20 protein-coding genes are annotated in these 22,699 nt (G+C 30.9%); 14 read left to right on the top strand and 6 right to left on the bottom strand.

Annotated elements, in window-relative coordinates:
* Positions 1 to 127: 127 nt before the first annotated feature.
* On the bottom strand, positions 128 to 1,054 hold the full coding sequence (locus V6137_RS09560) for a transposase (RefSeq protein WP_425447696.1): 927 nt from the start codon (positions 1,052 to 1,054) through the stop codon (positions 128 to 130).
* Positions 1,055 to 1,270: 216 nt separating this feature from the next.
* Between V6137_RS09560 and V6137_RS09555 the strand changes: the two genes are divergently transcribed.
* The 3 genes from V6137_RS09555 to mnmA all read left to right on the top strand — a co-directional run bounded on the left by V6137_RS09555 (position 1,271) and on the right by mnmA (position 4,187).
* On the top strand, positions 1,271 to 1,741 hold the full coding sequence (locus V6137_RS09555) for an HAD family hydrolase (protein ID WP_425447695.1): 471 nt from the start codon (positions 1,271 to 1,273) through the stop codon (positions 1,739 to 1,741).
* Between the two features lie 23 nt (positions 1,742 to 1,764).
* Positions 1,765 to 3,006 carry an MDR family MFS transporter gene (locus tag V6137_RS09550; protein WP_425447694.1) on the top strand — a complete coding sequence of 414 codons (1,242 nt, stop codon included), beginning with the start codon at positions 1,765 to 1,767 and terminating at the stop codon, positions 3,004 to 3,006.
* Between the two features lie 98 nt (positions 3,007 to 3,104).
* Positions 3,105 to 4,187 carry a tRNA 2-thiouridine(34) synthase MnmA gene (mnmA, locus tag V6137_RS09545; protein ID WP_425447693.1) on the top strand — a complete coding sequence of 361 codons (1,083 nt, stop codon included), beginning with the start codon at positions 3,105 to 3,107 and terminating at the stop codon, positions 4,185 to 4,187.
* A gap of 60 nt (positions 4,188 to 4,247) precedes the next feature.
* Here mnmA and V6137_RS09540 read toward each other — a convergent pair whose 3' ends face one another.
* Positions 4,248 to 5,774, bottom strand: coding sequence for an AbgT family transporter (locus tag V6137_RS09540; RefSeq protein ID WP_425447692.1), 1,527 nt, complete (start codon positions 5,772 to 5,774; stop codon positions 4,248 to 4,250).
* 304 nt (positions 5,775 to 6,078) lie between these two features.
* On the opposite strand from V6137_RS09540, the gene ppsA reads away from it, so the two are divergent.
* Positions 6,079 to 8,430 carry a phosphoenolpyruvate synthase gene (ppsA, locus tag V6137_RS09535; protein ID WP_425447691.1) on the top strand — a complete coding sequence of 784 codons (2,352 nt, stop codon included), beginning with the start codon at positions 6,079 to 6,081 and terminating at the stop codon, positions 8,428 to 8,430.
* A 107-nt stretch (positions 8,431 to 8,537) separates the two neighbouring features.
* Here the strand turns inward: ppsA and V6137_RS09530 are convergent, their stop codons facing one another.
* Positions 8,538 to 9,809: a M14 family metallopeptidase gene (locus V6137_RS09530; protein ID WP_425447690.1), complete on the bottom strand. Its 1,272-nt coding sequence runs from the start codon at positions 9,807 to 9,809 to the stop codon at positions 8,538 to 8,540.
* 70 nt (positions 9,810 to 9,879) lie between these two features.
* On the bottom strand, positions 9,880 to 10,548 hold the full coding sequence (locus V6137_RS09525; protein WP_425447689.1) for a phosphatase PAP2 family protein: 669 nt from the start codon (positions 10,546 to 10,548) through the stop codon (positions 9,880 to 9,882).
* Positions 10,549 to 11,016: 468 nt separating this feature from the next.
* Between V6137_RS09525 and V6137_RS09520 the strand changes: the two genes are divergently transcribed.
* The 5 genes from V6137_RS09520 (at position 11,017) to V6137_RS09500 (ending at position 16,529) form a co-directional block, all read left to right on the top strand.
* Complete coding sequence (locus V6137_RS09520; RefSeq protein ID WP_425447688.1) at positions 11,017 to 11,580, top strand: glycerol-3-phosphate responsive antiterminator; 564 nt, start codon at positions 11,017 to 11,019, stop codon at positions 11,578 to 11,580.
* A 42-nt stretch (positions 11,581 to 11,622) separates the two neighbouring features.
* On the top strand, positions 11,623 to 13,125 hold the full coding sequence (gene glpK / locus V6137_RS09515; protein WP_425447687.1) for a glycerol kinase GlpK: 1,503 nt from the start codon (positions 11,623 to 11,625) through the stop codon (positions 13,123 to 13,125).
* A gap of 329 nt (positions 13,126 to 13,454) precedes the next feature.
* On the top strand, positions 13,455 to 14,912 hold the full coding sequence (locus V6137_RS09510; RefSeq protein ID WP_425447686.1) for an NAD(P)/FAD-dependent oxidoreductase: 1,458 nt from the start codon (positions 13,455 to 13,457) through the stop codon (positions 14,910 to 14,912).
* Positions 14,909 to 16,174, top strand: coding sequence for an NAD(P)/FAD-dependent oxidoreductase (locus tag V6137_RS09505; protein ID WP_425447685.1), 1,266 nt, complete (start codon positions 14,909 to 14,911; stop codon positions 16,172 to 16,174). Before V6137_RS09510 ends, V6137_RS09505 begins: the two co-directional genes overlap by 4 nt.
* A gap of 1 nt (position 16,175) precedes the next feature.
* Positions 16,176 to 16,529, top strand: coding sequence for a DUF1667 domain-containing protein (locus V6137_RS09500; protein ID WP_425447684.1), 354 nt, complete (start codon positions 16,176 to 16,178; stop codon positions 16,527 to 16,529).
* A 65-nt stretch (positions 16,530 to 16,594) separates the two neighbouring features.
* Here the strand turns inward: V6137_RS09500 and V6137_RS09495 are convergent, their stop codons facing one another.
* A complete protein-coding gene (locus tag V6137_RS09495) occupies positions 16,595 to 16,855 on the bottom strand; it encodes a YkuS family protein (RefSeq protein WP_425447683.1) in 261 nt (86 codons plus the stop codon).
* Positions 16,856 to 17,004: 149 nt separating this feature from the next.
* On the opposite strand from V6137_RS09495, the gene V6137_RS09490 reads away from it, so the two are divergent.
* From V6137_RS09490 to V6137_RS09480, 3 genes are all read left to right on the top strand, one after another.
* The gene (locus tag V6137_RS09490; protein WP_425447682.1) at positions 17,005 to 17,439 is read left to right on the top strand and encodes a GNAT family N-acetyltransferase; all 435 of its coding nucleotides are present in this window, start codon (positions 17,005 to 17,007) and stop codon (positions 17,437 to 17,439) included.
* Positions 17,440 to 17,558: 119 nt separating this feature from the next.
* A complete protein-coding gene (locus V6137_RS09485) occupies positions 17,559 to 17,768 on the top strand; it encodes a hypothetical protein (protein WP_425447681.1) in 210 nt (69 codons plus the stop codon).
* Positions 17,769 to 17,801: 33 nt separating this feature from the next.
* Complete coding sequence (locus V6137_RS09480) at positions 17,802 to 18,152, top strand: spore coat protein (protein ID WP_425447680.1); 351 nt, start codon at positions 17,802 to 17,804, stop codon at positions 18,150 to 18,152.
* 126 nt (positions 18,153 to 18,278) lie between these two features.
* On the opposite strand, the gene V6137_RS09475 is transcribed toward V6137_RS09480, so the two are convergent.
* Positions 18,279 to 19,445: a dicarboxylate/amino acid:cation symporter gene (locus V6137_RS09475; RefSeq protein WP_425447679.1), complete on the bottom strand. Its 1,167-nt coding sequence runs from the start codon at positions 19,443 to 19,445 to the stop codon at positions 18,279 to 18,281.
* Between the two features lie 318 nt (positions 19,446 to 19,763).
* Here V6137_RS09475 and V6137_RS09470 point away from each other — a divergent pair, with 318 nt between their 5' ends.
* Both V6137_RS09470 and V6137_RS09465 read left to right on the top strand, forming a co-directional pair.
* Positions 19,764 to 20,408, top strand: coding sequence for a hypothetical protein (locus tag V6137_RS09470; protein WP_425447678.1), 645 nt, complete (start codon positions 19,764 to 19,766; stop codon positions 20,406 to 20,408).
* Positions 20,409 to 20,568: 160 nt separating this feature from the next.
* On the top strand, positions 20,569 to 22,650 hold the full coding sequence (locus tag V6137_RS09465; protein ID WP_425447677.1) for a sensor domain-containing protein: 2,082 nt from the start codon (positions 20,569 to 20,571) through the stop codon (positions 22,648 to 22,650).
* Positions 22,651 to 22,699 lie beyond the last annotated feature (49 nt).

Here is a 22,699-nt window from a genome sequence, read left to right as displayed (position 1 = left end):
ATAGACTATTTTTATGTTAAACTATTTAAAATAAAATTGAATTAGGTAATTTGTCAGATGCTTGTCCAATATGTTACATATAAAACAAATGGCTCAAATTAGAAGTTCTAAAATCAGACGATATTATCTAAATACGTTCTTTTTTTATAAAAGTTTTTAGTATGTTTTGATATTTAACATTAGTATCTATTAATTGAGATCCCATACTACATAGACTGGAAACTCTAGATTGACTTATATGACCCATAAAGTTGCATACATCTTTTATAGAGAAATCACAGTATCTAGTCATAAGCAGTATAAATAAAGCCTTACTTTCAGTAGAACTCCGATTGTATGGTTCAGTAATAATTCTTTTATTAGTCTTTGTATGTTTTGATATAAATGATAAAATATCCTCTGGAGAGTAATCTCTAGGAATTATATGTCTTTCACTTCTATAATCTGTTTTTTGATCTTTAAAAAACATATGCTCTTTAACATTAATATCATCTTCTCTTTTCATATAATCAGCCATAAAAATTCTACACTTCTTAAGCCCCTTAGCATTATTTTCATCAAATATACCTAACATAAATTGTTTACTTAGGATATTATACTTGTCATCATGTATTCCCATATAGATACTAAAACTAGAATATGGATATTCTTCTTCTTTACCTTTCCATCCAGGAATATCTTTACAATTGTTATGTATATAGCCGAAGCAAACGAGAAGATATTTATCATCATCTATTATTTCGCTTCTAAATCTATCGGCAAATACATGTCCAAATCTTTCATACTTTTTATTATATCGTTGAGCATAGGATTGGTTTATCCTTTGCATAAATTTTGATACATCTGCTCCATTGGCATCAATCATTAGATGACCATGGCTATCCATAAGACAGTAGGCATATACTTTAAAATCGAATATATTTTGATATTTCTTGATGATACCTAAATACATATCTCTATCTTCATCTTTCTTAAATAGAGTTGTATCACCTACACTTTTAACCATTATGTGAAAGATGGAATCAAAACTTTTTTTACGTGCTGTTCTTGGCATAAAAATCCTCCTTATTAATTTATTAGTATAATTATAGCCAAAAATTTAGTTTATATACTTAGATAAATAACTGAACTGTCCCTAAGGTTCTAGCCCAAAGATAAATTTTCATACGTGCATTAATAAATGAACTGTCCCTTACTTTCTCCATAAATTCTAATACTTATATAGAACTCTAAAAAGTGCTATAATTATACTTGGAAGGGAGATGGTATAATGATAAAGATAAATATTCCATCCTATGGAGAATTAAATATTTCCCATTTGGTATTTGATTATAATGGAACGATAGCTGTTGATGGGAAAATAAGTGATAATGTAAAAGGAAAACTTAAGTTATTAAAAAAAGAGATTGATATACATATACTAACTGCCGATACATATGGCAATGCAAGGGAAAATCTAAAAGAGATTGATGTGGATTTACATATTATATCTAAGGAAAATGGTACCCAAGATAAGGTGAATTTTATTAAGGGATTAGGCAGCAATAATGTTATTGCCATTGGTAATGGGAATAATGATGTATTAATGATAAAGGAAGCTAGGGTAGGTATATGTATTGTAGGAAAAGAAGGTTGTTCATCGAAATTATTATTAAATAGTGACATCGTGGTAAATTCAATTAATGACTGCTTGAATATGTTAATAAATACCAATAGGCTAAAGGCAACACTTAGAAAATGACGATAAATTTGGGGGAGATATAGATGGTAATAAAAAGAATATTCAATAATTACAAGGGACTGCCACAAAGTGTATATATACTTTTTATAGCAAGAATTATAAACAGTATGGGAGCCTTTGTATATCCTTTTTTAACTTTATTTCTTACTGATAAAATGGGGATAAAGGAACAACAGGCAGGTATGTATTTCTTTTTGGCAGCAATGGTATCAGTACCAGGATCACTATTAGGTGGATTTTTATCTGATAGAATAGGTAGAAAGAAAATTATATTAATATTTCAAAGTCTTGCAGCTTTATGCTTTGTTCCATGTGGTTTTTTAGGAAACTCTATGTTAATACCTTGGCTACTAATAATGGCCAGTTTTTTTGGAGGAGCTGTTCAACCGGCTAATAGTGCCATGATGGCAGATTTGACTGATGAAAGTAATAGAAAGGAAGCATTTTCTTTATTATATTTAGGTATAAACGTAGGTTTTGCCATAGGACCACTGATAGCGGGTTTTTTATATGAAAATTACACATCATTAATTTTCTATGGTGATGCTACAACGACATTTATATCTTTAATATTAGTTTATAAATTTGTTAAAGAGACGAAACCTTCCCATGAAGATATTATAGAAAGTACTAAAATTGAAAGTGATGAAAAGGCAGAGAAGGGAAATATAATTAGAGTACTTATAAAAAGACCGTCATTAATTGCATTTTCTTTGGTGGCAACAATATATTCCTTTGTATTTGTTCAGCATGGATATAGCATTCCGCTACAAGTAAAAGAGATATTTGGTGCCAATTTAGGATCGAAAATGTACGGAACCCTTATGACTACCAATGCTGTTGTAGTTGTGGCATTAACGTCAGTTATTACATCTATTACAAAAAAATTAAAACCTGTTCAAAACATATCCTTGGCTGGTATTATGTGTGCCATAGGTTTTGGTATGTTATATTATGCAAATAGTTACTGGATATTTTTTCTATCCACAGTAATATGGACTGTAGGTGAAATATTAAATGTAACAAATACAGGGGTATATATAGCAAATCACACACCTATGTCCCATAGAGGTAGGTTTAATTCAATATTACCGATAATCACAGGAGCAGGATATGCCGTAGGACCTCTGATTATGGGAGGATATATAGAAAAGTTTAGCATTAGAATGGTATGGCCTATTACATTTACTTTGGCTATAGGAGCAGCTACACTAATGTATGGATTATATATGATAGAAAAAAAGAGAAAAGCAAGGGCTAAATGATTATAAATTCTTTTAAATATAAGCTATGGAGTAATTACAATATTCTATAGTTTGTAGTATACACACTAAATCTTTATACAAATGGTGGTGGTTAAATTATGTTAGATAAAAATAAAGTAATAGTTGGATTAAGCGGAGGTGTAGATAGTTCTACAGTAGCTTATATTCTTAAAAACAAAGGGTATGATGTTATCGGAGCTACGTTACATCTATTTGATGAATATGATAATAAAGGAAATATTATAAGACCATCATTTATAGATGATGCCAAAAGAGTTGCTAAAGCATTGGGTATTTCCCATCATATAGTTGATTATAGATCGAGTTTTAATGATACAGTGAAAAGGGAATTTGTAGAAAAATATTTAGATGGGAAAACTCCAAATCCATGTGTGACATGTAATAAGCTAATTAAATATGGAAAGTTTTTAGAGTATGCCCATAGTATTGGTGCCTATTATCTAGCCACTGGTCATTATGCTAAAATATTGTATGATGGAGATATTAATAAATATAGACTTTTTAAAGGGGAATCGGAAAAGAAAGATCAAGCTTATCTTTTACACTCCCTTACCCAAGAACAATTAAAGCACATATTATTACCTTTAGGAGAATTTAAATCAAAGGAAGATGTACGAAAAGTTGCGAAGGGAATAAATATCAATATTTCTAAGAAAAAGGATAGTCTAGGTATATGTTTTATACCTAATGAAGATTATACATCCTATTTATCAAAACAATCTCCAGATGGAGTTAAAGGGGGAGACTTTGTAGATTTAAATGGAAATATTATAGGACGACATAAAGGAATAGTTAATTATACAATAGGGCAACGAAGGGGCCTTGGTGTCAAGTTTGATAAACCTAAGTTTGTTATAAGTATAAATCCTAAAAGGAATCAAGTGGTTTTAGGAGATGATAGAGATACTTATTCAAAGGGACTTATTGCTATAAATTGTAACTTTACACTTTATGATAAAGTGACAACTAAACTTAAAGTTAAAGTAAAAGTATGCCAATGGGGTTGGTTCTTACCGGCTATAATATATCCATATAAAGATAAAAAAGTTAAAGTGGTATTTGATAAAAAGGAAAGGGCAATAGCCCCGGGACAAGCGGTGGTTTTTTATGATAAAGATGAAGTCATAGGAGGAGGTACAATTGAGAAAGTTTTAAAATGAAAATTTACAAATGAATCCAAAGTACAATGGCTATATAGCCATTGTACTTTGGATTCATTTCTATAATAATATAGGTATATTAGGTCCTATGGGAGCTCCAATTAAATACCAAATTATTAAAAGACCTACTAAGGCGATAAAGTAAGCTATGGAATATGGGAGCATTGTAGATATTAGGGTTCCTATTCCTAAGTTTTTATCATATTTACTACCAAAGGCAACTATAATTGCAAAGTATGGCATTAGTGGCGAAATAATATTTGTTATTGAATCACCGATACGATATGAAAGTTGTGCAAATTCAGGTCTATAACCAAGGTTCATAAGCATAGGAACAAATACTGGAGCCATTATTGCCCATTTAGCTGATGCACTACCTATAAGTATGTTTATTATAGAAGAGATAACTATAAATATAATAATTAAAGGTAGTCCTGTAAAGTTAATTGCCTCAAGGAAATCAGCTCCTTTGATTGCCAATATAACTCCTATATTTGACCAGTTAAAATAGGATACAAATTGAGCAGCTACAAAGGCTAATACTATATAACCTCCCATTGATGCCATTGATTCATTTAAATATTTTGCTATATCCTTATCATTTTTAATTGTTCCTGCACTTATACCATATGCAACTCCAGGAATAAAGAAGAAGATAGCTATTAAAAGTACCATTGAAGCTACAAAGGGGGTAAAAGGTATCCCTTGTAATATGTTACCTTCGTCGGATCTAAGTATTCCATTTGAAGGAGCGGTCATTAAAACAATTATTGTTACAAAAACTAGTAATGCAATAAAGGCTTTTGTTAGAGCCTTTTTTTCATTATTGTTTATAGGTTCAAGTTTCTGTTTATATTCACCTTTATATTCCCCTAATCTAGGTTCAATAATTTTTTCAGTTACTATAACCCCTGCAATTGTAATCACAAAGGTAGAAACTATCATAAAAAAGTAGTTAGCCGTTGGTGGTACTCCATAATTAGGATCTATCAATTGGGCTGACTGTTCTGTAAAACCTCCCAATAGGGGATCAAGTAATGTTATAAGTAAGTTAGAGCTAAATCCACCGGATACACCTGCAAATGCTGCTGCCAAACCTGCTAAAGGGTGTCTCCCCTTTGCTAAAAATATTATAGCTCCTAAGGGTACTAAAACTACATAGCCAGCATCGGCAGCCATACTTGACATTACCCCTGTAAAAACTACGGCTGCAGTAATTAATTTATCTGGGGCACCTAAAACTATCTTCTTTAAAAGTGCTCCAATAAATCCTGATTTTTCTGCTATACCTACTCCAAGCATGGCCACTAAAACGGTTCCCAATGGAGCAAACCCTGTAAAGTTATCAACTGCTTCTGAGAATATTCTTCTGATACCATCTTTAGAAAGTAGATTTACTATGGATATTTCTTCTTTTGTACCGGGGTGTATTGCCGACACTCCGGCTTTATTTAAGATGAAAGATAAAATTACTACAAATAAGGCAAATATAAAGAATAATGTAACTGGATGGGGAAGCTTATTTCCTGCCCTTTCAACTACACTTAAAAAACTATTGCCCCAATTTTGTTTTTTTCTGTTTTCCATATTAAGCCTCCTTTAATCTTTAAACTTATCTATAACTTATAGTATAATCTTTTATTAAAATTAAATTCATATATTTCTATATATCACTTAATAAAAGTTAAAGTTATATAAAATACAATATAGTAAGTTTATAATCTAGTTATTACCTTTTTTATAACCCAATCAATAATATGAAATATACACACTATATGCTATACTAATAAAAAAATTATAAAAAAGTATAGCATAAATAGATTAATATGCTATAATAAATATATAAGAAATAATAAAAGTATATAACATATCGATTCAGGAGGGAATAAACGTGAATAAATACAAATACATTAAATATTTCCAAGAGGTAAATAAAAATGATATACCACTGGTAGGTGGAAAGGGAGCTAACTTAGGGGAACTAACAAATAATGGGGTTGATGTACCGCCGGGATTTTGTGTTACATCGGAGGCCTATAGAGATTTTATAGACTATGCAAATTTAGATGATAAGATACAAAATGTAATTAAAAATACTGATATTGAAAATTCTTCAGATTTACAGATAAAGAGTTTACAGATAAGAGAATTAATAATGAATGCTAATATACAGGAGGAACTTAAAAAAGAAATAAGAGAAGCCTATATGGAATTTGGCACTAATATGTCCATAACAAATCCAAGTGTCGCTGTTAGAAGTTCCGCAACGGCTGAAGATTTACCCGATGCATCCTTTGCTGGACAGCAGGATACGTATCTTCATATAGATGGTGCTGAAGAGGTTTTAAACCATGTGAAAAAATGTTGGGCATCTCTTTGGACTTCTAGGGCGATTTATTATAGAGAGAAGAAGGGATTTAATCATTTTGATGTTTATTTAAGTGCAGTGATTCAAAAGATGGTTAATAGCTTAAAATCAGGAGTTCTATTTACTGCCAATCCCATTAATAACGATAGAAATGAAATGATGATAAATGCAAGTTGGGGCTTGGGAGAAGCGGTAGTATCAGGTATAGTTACACCGGATGAATATATCTTAAAGAAAAATGATATGAGGATAATAGAAAGAACTATTGCTCAAAAAGAAAAAATGATTATCAAAGATAGTAATAAGGTGGGAACTTTAGAGATAAAGGTAAGTGAATATTTAGGATATGCCAAGGTGGAAGAACAGTGCTTAACAGATAATGAAATAATTAAACTATCTGAAAATGCATTGGCAATAGAAAAACTATATAATGCACCCCAAGATATAGAATGGGGATTTGATGAAGATACGAACAATATATATATATTGCAGTCGAGACCAATAACTACTTTGAAAGAGGAGGAGACTAAAATGGAGACAAACAACAATAGTACAAAGTTAGAGGTTTTAGTTAAGGGTCTTGCAGCCTCACCGGGGATAGCTACAGGAAAAGTTGTAAATATTGAAAATATAGATGAGATATCTAGAGTTAAAGAAGGAGATATTCTTGTTACTGTTATGACAAATCCAGACATGGTACCTGCAATGAGAAAAGCAGCAGCAGTTGTAACCGATGATGGAGGACGTACTTGTCATGCTGCTATAGTATCTAGAGAGCTAGGAATTCCTTGTATAGTAGGGGCTAAAAAAGGAAGTAAGGTTTTAGAAGAGGGAAAAGAAGTAACAGTTGATGCAACTAGGGGGATTGTATTTAACGGTAAAGTATTACAGGAAGAAGAAAAGAAAGATGAAAAAGAAAACGCAGTAGTAACTGAAGACATAATTAATCAATTAGCTCCAATAACTGGAACAAAAATATATATGAACTTAGGAGAACCATCTATTATTAAAAAGTACAAAAAACTTCCCTTTGATGGAATAGGACTTATGAGAACAGAGTTTATCTTTACTAACTTAGTTGGTGCCCATCCAATGTATTTATTAAAAACAGGTAATGAAGATTTGTTTATCGATAAGATGTCAGAGGGTATAACTATGGTTGCCCAGGAGATTTATCCTAAGCCAATAGTAGTTAGACTTAGTGACTTTAGAACCAATGAGTTTAGAGGGCTAAAAGGTGGAGAGGAGGTTGAACCTATAGAAAGCAACCCAATGATAGGCTGGAGAGGGGTATCTAGGTATATATCCCCTGAATATGAAGAAGGTTTTAGATTAGAATGTAGAGCTATAAAGAAGGTAAGAGAAGAGTATGGTCTTACAAACGTATGGGTTATGTTACCCTTTGTTAGAACCACTTGGGAGCTAAAAAAAGTTAAAGAAATAATGGCATCAGAAGGCCTAGTTCAAAATAATAGTTTTAAAATCTGGATTATGGCTGAGGTTCCATCGGTAATATTTGCAGCAGAAGAGTTTGCTCAAATGGTTGATGGGTTTAGTATAGGAAGTAATGATTTGACTCAGTTAATATTAGGTTCCGATAGAGACTCAGGTATTCTTAATAATATGGGATATTTTGATGAAAGAAATATAGCAGTAAAAAGAGCAATAAAAACATTAATAAAAGCTGCCCACAAATATGGAAAAACAGTTTCAATATGTGGTCAAGGCCCATCACTATACCCAGAATTCGCGGAATTCCTTGTTAATGAAGGGATCGATAGTATGAGTATAAACCCTGATACAGTTGCTTATACCAGAAGACTTGTAGCCCACGTTGAGCAAAAGATACTATTAAATAAAGTTAGAAACATTTAGTCTAGTGGGAGTGGAGAATTGGGAGAGGAGAGATTAAAAGGATAGGCAAGCTTTGCTTGCCTATCCTCTATCTTTCCCTTCTCCTCTCTCAATTCTCATCTGTTATTTCAAATAACTGCTGCCAATAATAATATTTCCTCATTATTTTCATATATCATATCAAATTGAGAAATAGGTAAAGGATTTTTTCCTTTCCCAACTTCAATAGTATATCCAGGTCTAATATATTCCTGTATAAACCAATCTTTATATCCAGAATATGATGCGGTTCCATAGGTTTCTGCTAGTTCATATCCACTTATTCTAGCAAAGATTTCCCCTATACGTCTAGCCTCAGGGGGAGCCATATCTTGAAAATTCCAATATATAACTTGACCTTGACTATGATATGCTAGAACCAGTCTAAAGTTATGATTTCTGGTAAAATCAGCTACCGCTTTTGATTCAGGTTCTGACTCAGGAGATAATCCAGGATATCTAGTGGGACCTGGTTCATCATAACCTAGTTCATTTGCAAGTTCTCTATATTCCTCCCATAGAGCATCATAATTGTGGTTAAGATCTACACCTTTGATATTAGCTTCCCATACCTTAGAAAAAGGTTCACCTGTATTATTCCACTTAAGAAGTTCATTATAGTATGGGTTATCTTCACTTAATCCATTTAAAACTAAATTTACTCCATCAGGATTAACCATTGGCAATATATATATGGTGCTTTGATTCCATATAGATGGAGTACTATAACCCCTTATACTTTCCCCCTTTGAATAGGCATCAGAAAAATTCTCTATAAACTTCATAAGTAATGGAGAAGTAATCCACTCTAAAGCATGATGGGCACCATTATAAAATACTTGGTTAGGACCATTACCTAGTTTAATATAGTATAGTTTTTTACCTAATACACTTTCCCCTGCCACATCGACCTCTAAAAATGGGTATCTGGCTTGCAATCCTTTTATGTCCCTTTCCATGGTTTCATAAGTATAATCTATATTAGTGTCTACCACATCGATACCATAGGGAACTATAATTTGTTGACCTACCATGAGGTTATAGGGATCTAAGTTTGGATTGGCGGTGACTATAGCATTAACTGTAGTATAATATCTCTTTGCAATATTATAAAAAGTATCTCCAGGTCTTATTGTATATGTGTCATAGCCTAATAAAAAGGGTTCCAATGCATTATATGTTTTTGGTCCTACTATTCCATCTACAGTAAGACCATAATTACTTTGAAAGGCTTTAACTGCGGATTCAGTTTTTGCACCAAATATTCCATCTATTGGACCAGGCTCATACCCTATTTTTTTTAGAGTTGCCTGTAACTCCATTACATCAGGTCCTTTTGAGCCTAATTTTAATGTTCTCATAAAAAACCACCCCACAAAAATTATTACTACTATAATATGCATGGGATGGTGAAAATGATACTTAATTATATTAATTTTCAATATTTTTATCTAATTTCATAAAAACGAAAAATTTTGATAGAGTTGGAGAAAGTATATTAAACAAATATTTATTAACAAAATCAAACAATAGGTTTGCAAGTAGGATTGCCGATATAGCATCTACTATAAAGTGTTGTTTTACAAAAAGGGTTGATAATATGATAGATGTGGATAGGACAATCACAAAACTACTATTAAATTTATTTTTTATATTACTATTAAGTATTGCCTTTATCATTAAAAAGCTTGTAAAGGAATGTATGCTGGGAAAACAATTATAAGGATTATCTTTTTGATAAATTAATCTTACCATGTTGGTAAGTAAATCCCTACCAGCTAAACTGGGTCTTGGGACCGTGGTTTGATATATACTATATATTAAATAGCATATTAAAATACCTAGGGTATAGGTTAACAATGTTTTATAATAAGTTTCTCTGTCTTTAAAAGCTAAATATATAAAAAATATAACCCTATAGAAGTACCATATAACATATGGTATAATAAATATTTTTAAAAATGGTATATTTTTATCTATCCCAGTCATAAGAATACTAATATTATTAACAGGAACATTTAATCGAGTATATAGCTTACCAAGTAATGGTATTATAATTAGTAAGCCTAAGTCAAAAGTTATTCTTCTTAATTTAGGCACTTTAATCTCTCCTATATTTTCTATTAAGTATATTTATAGTTTTTCTTAAAGTAATATTAAAAAAACTATATTTTATAGTCCTTTTTTTTCATATATAAGCTTAAGCTGGATATCTTATATATAAAGTTAGATTAAACTTAAAAAGCATAAGAAACTTATTAACAACTAATATTTTAATCTAAAGAATGTTGTGGATAATATAACAATTATTATTTCTAAGATGGTTGTTAAATTTATTTAAAAATGATACAATAATGTTAACAAAAAAATAATAAGATGGTTTGAGAATAAGAGAGCTACGGAAGTTACCTATGGAGAGATAGGTCTGATTTCTGTGGCTATTTTTAGTTAATTAGTAATTTCACCAGATGTTTTACATATAAATTTATAAAGTAATTTATCCATATGGAATGAATGCTTTAAATAATTAGCATGTAAACTTTCATATAAAATTTTAGAGGTGATAAGATGACAAATTTTTATAGCAGAGTACATAAAAATCCTATAATAGCAGCGATCAATGATTTAGATAGACTAGACAATGCCATAAAGTCACCATGTGAAATAATATTTTTATTAACAGGAAATATTTTTAATTTAAAAAATGTTGTGGATAAAGTAAGGAAAAATGATATGGAAATATATATACATATAGATTTAATAGACGGGTTTTCAAAGGATATGATAGCTCTTAAGTATATAAGTAATAACATAAAACCTGATGGAATAATAACAACTAAAAGTAATTTAATAAGGATAGCAAAATCAATGAATATATTTGCAATACAAAGACTTTTTATAGTGGATTCCTTATCCATAGAAACAGGATTAAAATCAATACACTCATCAAAGCCTGATGCAATAGAGGTCTTACCAGGGATTATGCCTAAAATTTTAAAAAAAATAAATAATAAAACCAATGTACCTATTATAGCAGGGGGACTAATAGAAGATAAGGATGATGTTATACAGTGTTTAAGCGCAGATGCCACAGGGATTTCAACCAGTAGAGAAGAGATATGGCATATGTAGAAATTAGAAGTTAAAAAAATTAACAAGGAATAGGGGGATATTATGAAAAAATATGTAATGGCCTTGGATCAAGGGACCACTAGTTCTAGGGCAATACTCTTTAATCACAAAGGTGAGATAGTAAAAGTAGCTCAGAAAGAATTTAGACAGATTTATCCCAAGCCGGGATGGGTTGAACACGACCCTATGGAGATTTGGGGTAGTCAAAGTGGAGTAACAAGGGAAGTTTTAGAGACAGCAGGAATAAGACCCGATGAAGTTGCGGCCATAGGTATTACAAACCAACGGGAAACTACTGTTGTATGGGATAAAAATACAGGTAAACCTATATATAATGCAATAGTTTGGCAATGTAGAAGAACCTCTGATATATGCGATGAACTTAAAAATAGGGGATTAACAGAATATATAAAGGCTAATACTGGATTAGTAGTCGATGCGTATTTTTCAGGAACAAAAATAAAGTGGATATTGGATAATGTTAAGGGAGCCAGAGAAAAGGCACAAAAGGGAGAGTTACTTTTTGGAAATATTGATACATGGTTAGTTTGGAACTTAACCAGGGGTAAAATCCATGTCACTGATTATTCAAATGCTTCAAGAACTATGCTTTATAATATAAAGGAATTAAAATGGGATGATAAACTCTTAGAGGAGTTGGACATACCTAAATCTATGTTACCCGATGTAAGACCGTCCAGTGAAGTCTATGGTGTAACCGATGCTAAAACCTTTGGAGGAGCCCAGATACCCATTGCAGGAATAGCAGGAGATCAGCAGGCTGCATTATTTGGTCAGATATGCCATAAACCGGGAACAGCAAAAAATACATATGGAACAGGATGTTTTATGCTAATGAACACTGGGGAAACTATGGTACCATCTAATAATGGGCTCCTAACTACTATAGCTTGGGGTGTAGACGGGAAGATAGAATATGCCCTTGAAGGTAGTATTTTTATGGGAGGCGCAGTTGTTCAGTGGCTCAGGGATGAATTAAGACTTGTAAATGATGCTACAGATACTGAATACTTTGCCTCTAAAGTACAAGATAATAATGGAGTATATCTTGTCCCTGCATTTGTGGGATTAGGGGCACCCCATTGGGATATGTATGCAAGAGGAACAATTGTAGGTTTAACTAGGGGTGCCAATAGAAACCACATTATTAGAGCAGCACTAGAATCTATAGCATATCAAACTAGAGATGTAATAGAAGCAATGGAGGATGATGCAGGCATAGAATTAAAAGTATTAAAGGTAGATGGTGGAGCAGTTGCCAACAATTTTTTAATGCAGTTTCAATCGGATATATTAGATGTATCGGTTCACAGACCCTGTGTAACGGAAACTACAGCTTTAGGAGCAGCTTATCTAGCAGGTCTTGCTGTGGGGTTTTGGAAGGATAAAGAGGACGTGAAAAGTAGTTGGAACTGTGACAATATATTTAATCCCAATATGGAAGAAGAGGAAAGACGTAAATTATATAAAGGATGGAAAAAGGCCGTTAAAAGATCTTTACAATGGGAAGAAACCGATGAATAAACTTAAAAAATTTACGACTTTGACAATATAACTATTATAAAATAAGTCTTACATAATCTTGTAAAAATCATGGAAAAATGATACAATAATATCAATAAGTAAAATAATAAGGTAGCCCGAGAATAAGAGAGCTACAGAAATTAGCCTATGGAATGATAGGTCTAGTTTCTGTAGCTTTTTTTATTATACTTTAAAATTATTGTAAAAATTATGTGTAGGGTCCAAATGTAGTTCTGACTACCAACATCTGCACTTTGCACCCTGCACCCTGTACAGAACTAAGCAGCGCCAAAGGCACCTTAGTTCCCATACTAAAAGGAGGAGTTAATATGTTTGATGTTGCAATTATAGGAGCTGGCATTATAGGGACATTTATAGCTAGGGAACTATCTAAATATGATTTGGATATTGCCCTTATAGAGAAGGATAATGATATATCAAATGGAACCACAAAGGCAAATACAGCCATAATACATGCAGGTTATGATGCTGAACCAAACACTAATAAATCTAAATTTAATAGCCTTGGTAATCCGATGTTTGATGATATATGTAAAAACTTAGATGTTGAATTTGAAAGAGTAGGTTCTTTAGTAGTTGCCTTTAGTGAGGAAGAAATGACTACCCTTGAGGAGTTATATGAAAGGGGAGTAGGAAATAATATACCAAAGCTTAAGATATTAGATAAAAAAGAAGTAAAAAAAATGGAACCTAATTTATCGGAGGGTATAGTAGGAGCTTTATATGCACCCACATGTGGAATTATCGGTCCTTGGGAGTTAGCCATAGCTTTATGTGAAAATGCAATGGAAAATGGAGTCCAGTTATTCTTGAACTCAGAGGTAGTAAATATTGAAAAGGAAGCTAATAATTATAAAATAAATACTAAAGATAGGGAATTTAAATCTAAATATGTTATAAACTGTGGAGGTTTATATGCAGATAAGATAAATAATATGGTTTCAAATGAAAGTTTTGAGATAAAGCCAAGAAGGGGACAATATTACCTTTTAGATAAAAAGGCTGGAGATTTAGTAAACAGTGTTGTGTTTCAGTGTCCAACAAAGCTTGGCAAAGGGGTTATAGTAGCTCCAACAGTTCATGGAAACCTAATAGTAGGGCCAGATGCAGAGGACATAGATGATAAAGAAGCACTGGATACTACGGTAGACAGTCTTTCATACATTGAACAAACATCTAAAAAGACCTGTGAAAATATCCCTTTTAGTAAAACTATAACAACATTTGCAGGTCTTAGGGCAGAAACTAAAAATGGTGACTTTATAATAGAAGAAGCTAAAGACTCAAAGGGATTCATTAATGTAGCAGGTATAAAATCCCCAGGATTAACGGCTTCTCCTGCAATTGCAGAATATGTGGCTAAAATGATAAGGGATATGTCTGGCGATTTAAAAGAAAATAGTAACTTTAATCCCAAGAGGAAAAAAGTTATTAGATTTAATCAACTGACAGATAAAGAAAAGAAAGAAATAATAGAGAAAGACCCTAAGTTTGGTAGGATTATCTGTAGATGTGAAAATATAACCGAGGGGGAAATAGTAGATTGTATCCATAGAAAGGCTGGAGCCACAACAGTAGATGGTGTAAAAAGAAGGGTTAGACCGGGAAGTGGTAGATGTCAAGGGGGATTTTGTAAGCCTAGGGTTATGGAGATATTATCAAGGGAACTAAATGAAAATATAGAGGATATAGTGAAAGATAGTAAAAAATCCTATATACTAACAGGAAAAAGCAATAAAGGTAGTGATAAGGGGGATTTAAAGTGATTAAATACGATATAGTTATAATAGGTGGTGGTCCAGCTGGTCTAGCTGCTGCTATTGAAGCTAAGAATAATGGAACTGATAAGGTGTTGATTATAGAAAGGGACAGAGAACTTGGGGGGATACTTAACCAATGTATTCATAATGGTTTTGGATTACATGAGTTTAATGAAGAATTAACTGGACCTGAATATGCACAGAAATTTATAAATAAAGTAAAAGAACTTAATATAGACTATAAATTAGATACAATGGTGTTGGATATTTCTAAGGATAAGACTGTGAAAGCAATAAATAAAGATGAAGGATTTATGGTAATAAAGTCTGAAGCGGTAGTATTAGCTATGGGATGTAGAGAGCGAACAAGGGGAGCCATAAGAATACCAGGAACTAGACCCAGTGGTATATTTACAGCAGGAACTGCCCAAAGGTTTATGAATATGGAAGGATATATGGTGGGGAAAAAGGTATTTATATTAGGGTCAGGGGACATTGGTCTTATTATGGCAAGGAGACTTACCCTTGAAGGTGCTGAAGTAATAGGTGTGGCAGATATTATGCCATACCCTGGAGGTTTAACTAGAAATATTGTTCAGTGTCTAGATGATTTTAATATCCCCCTCTTATTAAGCCATACGGTTACTGACATAAAGGGGAAAGATAGAGTTAGTAGTATAACTGTAGCTAGAGTTGATGAAAAAAGGATGCCTATTAGAGGTACAGAAAAGATTTATGATTGTGATACATTATTACTATCTGTGGGTTTAATACCGGAAAATGAACTATCAGAGAGCATAGATATAAAGATGAATGATATAACAGGGGGACCAATAGTTAATGAGTCGATGGAAACCAATATAGATGGGATATTTGCATGTGGCAATGTATTACATGTCCATGATTTAGTTGACTACGTAACGGAAGAAAGTAGAAGGGCAGGAGCCAATGCATCTAGGTATATAAAAAATAGGATAAAAGATAATAGTGATATTATTAAAACCTTGGCCGGAAAGGGCATTAGATATATTATACCCAATGATATTAGACCTTTAAACTTAAATGATAATTTAAATCTTTTTATGAGGGTCGATAATATATATGAGGATGTGAAATTAGTCGTAAAATATGGAAAGGAAAGATTGAAAGAGATTAATAAAAAATACCTAACTCCTGGAGAAATGGAGAGAATTAAGATAGATACTAATAAATTGGATTTTTCTAATATTAATAATATTACAGTGGAAATAGAAAAAAGGGGGGAATAAGATGGCTAAAGAAGTAATATGTATAGTATGCCCAATTGGATGTCCCATGGAAGTTAAAAAAGAGGGGAAAGAATATAAGGTAACAGGAAACACATGTAAAAGGGGATATGACTATGCTATAAAAGAGGTTACAAACCCTACTAGAACAGTAACATCAACAGTGAAGATAAAAAATGCATCGTTAAATAGACTACCGGTGAGAACTGACAAAGCTATACCTAAAGATAAAATATTTGACTGTATGAAACTGATTAACGAAGTTGAAATCAATGCCCCTATAAAGATGGGAGATATAATAATAGAAAATATATTAGATATTAATGTAAATTTAATAGCCTCAAGGGACTTAGATTAATCTTTTAATTTAAAATTTATAATTTAAAATTAAAAAATGTGGCCATGTTTCTCGGCCACATTTTTTTAATACCTAGATCTTAATATATTATATACTTCTTCAGGGGTTTTATTTTTTGCTTCTATAATAGGAGCTCCAGTTCTATAATCGGTAGAAGAGGACATATTGGTCTTATTTGTATCAGAAACAACTATTCCATCGTAATCAAAAGAGGTTATATTATTTAAATTTTTATTTTTATATAGTTTATGAACATCATAACCTGAATTTTCTAGAAAATCTATGTGGGACTTTAATGTATTTTCCACAACAACTTTCTTTTCCATAAGCTCACCTCCAATTATTTATTATTATCTCCAGATATATAATAATTCTGTATTAAAAAAATAGATTTAGTGCAAAAAAATAGTGATTTAACCAATAGTGGGAAATATGAATATTTTGAAGTATAAGTTTTTTTAGGAGATGATAATATATGGTTACAGTGGATAGAATACAGAAAAAAGAATTAAAAGAATTAAGTTTACTATATAACCAATTAGGTAGTAGTAATTTATATATAGAAAAATTAAATAGAGAATTTGATAAAATTGCTTCTAATAATAATTATTTTTTATTGGGAATAAAGGAGAATAATAGACTTATAGGGAGTGCATTAACTATAATTTGCTTAGATCTATTTAATGACTGTAGACCATTTATGATAGTGGAAAATGTTGTAATCGATAAGGAAAATCGTCATAAAGGTTATGGAACTATATTATTTAATAAAATCGAAAACATTGCTAAAAGGTATAATTGCTATTTTATAATGTTACTATCAAATAAAAAGAGAACTAAGTCCCATAAATTTTATAAAAAAATAGGGTATGACAACAATAGTTTGGGTTTTAAAAAATATTTAAGTTAAAAAGTGTAAGATGAAAAGTTTTCTACCATAATGGCTGTTATTTTCATGTTATAGGATATCAACAGTTAACACACAATAATAGAGGAATAAGGAATAACAAAAAGAAAGGAGAAAATTAAATGACTTTAAAAAACTCTTTAAATCTTAATAATGTTAGCCAAATGGAATTACAAAGTATAAGACATATTACAGGTAGCCATCAATTAATGAAATGTAAACTTAACGAATATGCGAGTAAATGTCAAGATCAACAAATTAAACAAATGTTTAGTCAAGGGGCTCAATCAGCAGGAACAACAGCTCAAAATTTAACTAACTCATTAAAATAATATGGAGGTATCTAAACTATGAATGAAAAAGATATGGTAAATGACGTTTTATCGATGACTAAAGCTAGTTTAAATGCTTATGAAACTGCAATATCTGAAACATCAAATCAACAATTGAGAAGTGCATTACAACAACTTAGAGATGATGCAGAACAATTCCATTATGACTTATATCAAAGGGCAGAACAATTAGGTTACTATCAACCGGCTCAAAAGGCAAGTAGCCAAGAAGTACAGCAATTAAAGTCTCAACTAAGCCAAGGTAATACTACTACTCCTAATATGGGAATGGGTGGAAACACAAGCGGTAACTTATCTAATAACACAAATAGATCTATGAAAGGCACTATGACTCAAGGAAACAACAACGGTTCTTTAAGATAATATATTAGGACTCCTTAGGGAGTCCTTTTTTAATATATTTTTTGTACTCTGCCCCCTGTACTCTGCACATCATATGTACAAAGTACAGGGGGCAAAGAAATTAGGAGATAAAATGGTATTTTGGGGCTAAGATTTCTTTTTAGACAATTTATCTACCATAATAGCTATGGCTCCATCACCGGTAACATTTGTAGCTGTACCAAAACTATCTTGGGCAAAGTGTAAAGCAATCATTAAGTTTCTTTGGGGTTGCGTAAATCCTAACATATCCTTTAATAGACCTAAAGCTGCATATACTCCGCCTCCAGGAATACCTGGAGCTGCTACCATTGTAACACCTAGCATGAAAATAAAGGGAAGTAGCATAGCTATTGTTGGAGTTTGACCTGCCATTAACATTACACCCATTGAAGATAATACTAAAGTAATAGTATCACCGGCTAGATGTATTGTTGCTCCCAATGGAATTACAAAGTCCACTATGTCTTCAGAAACACCATTTTTAGTGGCACTTTGCAATGTTACAGGAATAGTAGCTGCAGAAGATTGGGTTCCTAATGCAGTAAAATATGCCGGTAGCATGTTCTTTATACATTTAAAAGGATTTTTACCACTTATTATAGAGGCAATAGTATATTGAACTACTATATAACCGATTTGTAACAGTATTATTAGAAGATAAACAGTTGAGAAAGTTTTTATAGTTTCAAAAATTTCTCCAGAAGCTGATAATTTAGCAAAGGTACCTGCTATATGTATAGGTATTAAAGGTATCAATACATACCTAACAACTAACTCAACCACATTTTGAAAATCGCTAAGGGCTTCAAATAAAGTTTTACCTTTAATATTTGCCATACCTAGACCCAATACGAATGCTGTAACAAGTGCAGTCATTACACCCATCATAGGTGGCATTTCTATTGAAAAGTATGGATCTAGATTAGGTCCAGCTTTTTCTGCCAAATCTCCCACCTTAATAATACCAGGAAGAATGGTTTTACCTACGATAAATGCACATACTCCGGCTACAACAGCTGATATATAAGCTATGGCAGCTGTAAGACCTAATAATTTTCCAGCTCCCCTACCTAAATCAGCGATACCGGGAGCCACAAAACCTAAAATAATAAATGGAATAATAAAATTTAAAAAGTTACCAAAAATTCCTGTAAATGTTGCGAAGAGTTTTACTATAACATAAAACTCAATAGATTTTGATATTAATCCTATTACTATACCAAGAATAATACCAATTATTAATTTTGGTAGCAATCCTATTTTCTTTGCCATATTAAACCTCCTATATATTTTTTGTTATTATTCATATATTACCACACAAATAACAAATTATTAACAATAAAATTAAAAATTATTAATAATTTATAATTTAATAATAAAATAATTAGCAATAATACTAGTATTTTTACCAAAAATAAAAATTTTACACTAGTAAAATTTAATATATAATGTTAACATGAAGTAAATATAAACTATATCTTGACAAAAGAGAACATAAGTTCTATTATATGATTATAAAAGCATTTATAATTTCAATATTATCATAAGGATATAGTTAAAGATGATATTGAACAGTTTTGGAGGGTTATTATGAAAAAAAGACTGAATTTAGAGAAAACTATTGATAATTTAGCTATTGATATGTGGGGAGACATTATAGAAAAAATAGAATGGTTAAGTGGTATTATATATTATAAATGTATATACTATGAAGGATTAATAGTAAATGATAAGGATTTTAAAATAGATAAAGAGTTAAAAAGAAAAATGAATCCTATGACAATAATAGAGAAATACACATATAGAAAGGAAAAGTTTGTAATAGAGAGAACCGATAGAAGGGAAAAGGTTCCCAATAAATTATTAAAGAAATACGAAAATAAAAGATATGATGAAAGAATTAGTATATATGTATTTGAAGATAAATATATGGACATACTTAAATATTATCATAGAAATATTTTAAAATATTTCTATAATAATAAAATAGACGAAAAGAGTAAAAGTTATAAATCCCTTCAAGGTTATATAAATAGTGAAACTAAGAGAATAATGAGATACTTATCATTAAATGCACCTGATTTTGTTAAAAAGAAAGATAATAAAAAAGCTAAAAAATATTTAGATAATATTTTACAGAAAAGGTTAGAAAACTTGGAAATAGAAGATAAAGAGCAAGGACAGAAGATAGAGGTTATTGAGGACACTATCCTACAACGAGTAGAAATACTATGAAAAGATAATATGTAATGTAGTTTTTAAAAAAGTCATATATCCAAATTTGGATATATGACTTTTTTTAGAATATATCTACAGATATGGGGTATAAATTTATCTATATAAAAAAAGTTATATTTTGTCGAAAAATAGTTGAATATAAAAGCGAGGGGTTATAATGGAAGGCGGATATTCACAAGATATTTTGAAGGAAAGTGAAAAAAATCACAAACCAAGGCAATATAGGTATAAAAAATTGTTTGAAGAACATAGTTCTATAATGTTAATAGTTGATCCTCAAAATGGAAGTATAATAGATGCAAATAAGAAGGCAATTAGATTTTATGGATATACAAAAGATAAATTATGTAAAAAATCCATTTATGATTTAAATATTTCAAATAAAAAAGAAATTAAAAGTAAAATGAAATTGGTAGAATATAAAAATGAGAGTGAATTTGAGTTTAAACACCGAATATCAAATGGAAAAGTAAAGGATGTTAAAGTTCAAAGTGTAACAATAGACTTTAATAATAAAAACTACTTGTATTCAGTCATAAGTGATATAACTGAACAGAAAAAGGATAAAAATAGAATAAGACTTCTAGCAAAAGCCCTTGAAAATAATACAGAGGGAGTAATAATAACAGATAATGATAGCAGAATTAAATGGATAAATCAAGCATTTACAGATATTACAGGATATAATTTAGAAGAGATAGAAGACAAAAAACCTAAAATATTTCAATCTGGAAAACATGATAAAAGTTTTTATAGAAATATGTGGTCTACTTTGTTAGATAAAGGTAAATGGAGTGGTGAAGTATGGAATAAAAACAAGAAAGATGAATTATATCCTGAGAACTTAAGGATATACTCAATAAAAGATGACGAAGACAATATAACGCATTTTACTGCAATAATAAGCGATATATCCAGTAAAAAACAGAGGGAAAAAGAGATGAGAAATTTAATATATAGAGATACTCTTACAGGGCTATATAATAGATTTTTTATGAAAAATAGGCTGGATTCACAAATAATGATTTCTAAGGAAAGGGGAAAAAAGCTAGCTATTTTATATATGGATATAGATAACTTTAAAAGAATAAATGATAATTTAGGTCATAGTGTAGGTGATGAAGTAATTAAAGAATTTGGTAGACGATTAAAACAACATTTAGATAAAGAAAATATTATTGCAAGGATAGGTGGAGATGAATTTATAGTATTAATCCCTGATATATTAAATAGAGAAGAAGTGATCAGAACAGCCATAAAGATTAAAAAAATGTTAAAAAATCTATTTTCTATTGGGAAAAATGAATTAGCTATTTCATGTAGTATAGGTATATGTATATATCCAAAAGATGGACAAGATACTGAGACCCTTATAAAAAATGCTGATATAGCCATGTATGAAGCAAAAAGATCCAATACTAATAAAATAAAGTTTTATAAGGAATGCTTACAGATATATGTAAAGGAGAACTTCCTAATTGATAAAAATCTAAAAAAAGCCATAGAGAAAGAAGAAATATGTTTAAAATATCAACCGATTATAGATCTTCAAAGTAATAAAATTGTAGGGGTAGAATCCTTAGCTAGATGGAACAACCCTAATATAGGTAAGGTATCGCCAATGAAATTTATACCTATAGCTGAAGAGAATAATCAAATAATTTCTATAGGCAAGTGGATATTAACAGAGGCTTGCTATAAGCTTAAAAGTTGGCATGAAAAAGGTTTTAATTATTTAACTATAGCTGTTAATGTATCTATAAAACAATTGGAAAAAAGAAACTTTTATAGATTTGTTTTAAAAATATTAAATGAGGTAAAACTAGACCCTAAATATTTTATATTAGAGATAACGGAAACCATGTACATAAGTCAAAAAATAAGTGTAATAAATAATCTTAAAAAATTAAAAGACAATGGCATAAAAATAGCAATAGATGACTTTGGAACAGGATATTCATCCCTTAGTAAACTAAAGGATTTAGAAATAGATATATTAAAAATAGATAAAAGTTTTATAGAAAATGTAAAAAAGGATAAGAGTAAGAAGGAAATAGTATTAGCTATATTAGCAATGGCTTCTAGCTTGAATTTTAAGGTAATAGGAGAGGGGATAGAAACACAGGCTCAGTGTGAGTTTTTATATGATAACAAATGTGGGTATGGACAAGGCTATCTTTTCAGTAGACCTAAAGGGGCAGATGAGATTGAGAAGATGCTTGAATATAACTTAAAATAGTTTTTATACTATAACTTAAAGAAAGCTAAATTTAGCTTTCTTTTAAAAT

Origin of the sequence: Dethiothermospora halolimnae, from assembly GCF_037577855.1 — a bacterium.
Classification (GTDB): Bacteria; Bacillota; Clostridia; order Tissierellales; family VENL01; genus Dethiothermospora; species Dethiothermospora halolimnae.
Note: the sequence above shows the minus strand (reverse complement) of the source record. Positions and strands in the feature narration are given on the sequence as shown.

Excerpts from the sequence above, each read along its gene's own strand:
- V6137_RS09560 (WP_425447696.1), bottom strand. The coding sequence starts at position 1,054 with ATGCCAAGAACAGCACGTAAAAAAAGTTTTGATTCCATCTTTCACATA.
- V6137_RS09555 (WP_425447695.1), top strand. The coding sequence starts at position 1,271 with ATGATAAAGATAAATATTCCATCCTATGGAGAATTAAATATTTCCCAT.
- V6137_RS09550 (WP_425447694.1), top strand. The coding sequence starts at position 1,765 with ATGGTAATAAAAAGAATATTCAATAATTACAAGGGACTGCCACAAAGT.
- mnmA (WP_425447693.1), top strand. The coding sequence starts at position 3,105 with ATGTTAGATAAAAATAAAGTAATAGTTGGATTAAGCGGAGGTGTAGAT.
- V6137_RS09540 (WP_425447692.1), bottom strand. The coding sequence starts at position 5,774 with ATGGAAAACAGAAAAAAACAAAATTGGGGCAATAGTTTTTTAAGTGTA.
- V6137_RS09530 (WP_425447690.1), bottom strand. The coding sequence starts at position 9,809 with ATGAGAACATTAAAATTAGGCTCAAAAGGACCTGATGTAATGGAGTTA.
- V6137_RS09520 (WP_425447688.1), top strand. The coding sequence starts at position 11,017 with ATGACAAATTTTTATAGCAGAGTACATAAAAATCCTATAATAGCAGCG.
- glpK (WP_425447687.1), top strand. The coding sequence starts at position 11,623 with ATGAAAAAATATGTAATGGCCTTGGATCAAGGGACCACTAGTTCTAGG.
- V6137_RS09510 (WP_425447686.1), top strand. The coding sequence starts at position 13,455 with ATGTTTGATGTTGCAATTATAGGAGCTGGCATTATAGGGACATTTATA.
- V6137_RS09500 (WP_425447684.1), top strand. The coding sequence starts at position 16,176 with ATGGCTAAAGAAGTAATATGTATAGTATGCCCAATTGGATGTCCCATG.
- V6137_RS09495 (WP_425447683.1), bottom strand. The coding sequence starts at position 16,855 with ATGGAAAAGAAAGTTGTTGTGGAAAATACATTAAAGTCCCACATAGAT.
- V6137_RS09490 (WP_425447682.1), top strand. The coding sequence starts at position 17,005 with ATGGTTACAGTGGATAGAATACAGAAAAAAGAATTAAAAGAATTAAGT.
- V6137_RS09485 (WP_425447681.1), top strand. The coding sequence starts at position 17,559 with ATGACTTTAAAAAACTCTTTAAATCTTAATAATGTTAGCCAAATGGAA.
- V6137_RS09480 (WP_425447680.1), top strand. The coding sequence starts at position 17,802 with ATGGTAAATGACGTTTTATCGATGACTAAAGCTAGTTTAAATGCTTAT.
- V6137_RS09475 (WP_425447679.1), bottom strand. The coding sequence starts at position 19,445 with ATGGCAAAGAAAATAGGATTGCTACCAAAATTAATAATTGGTATTATT.
- V6137_RS09470 (WP_425447678.1), top strand. The coding sequence starts at position 19,764 with ATGAAAAAAAGACTGAATTTAGAGAAAACTATTGATAATTTAGCTATT.
- V6137_RS09465 (WP_425447677.1), top strand. The coding sequence starts at position 20,569 with ATGGAAGGCGGATATTCACAAGATATTTTGAAGGAAAGTGAAAAAAAT.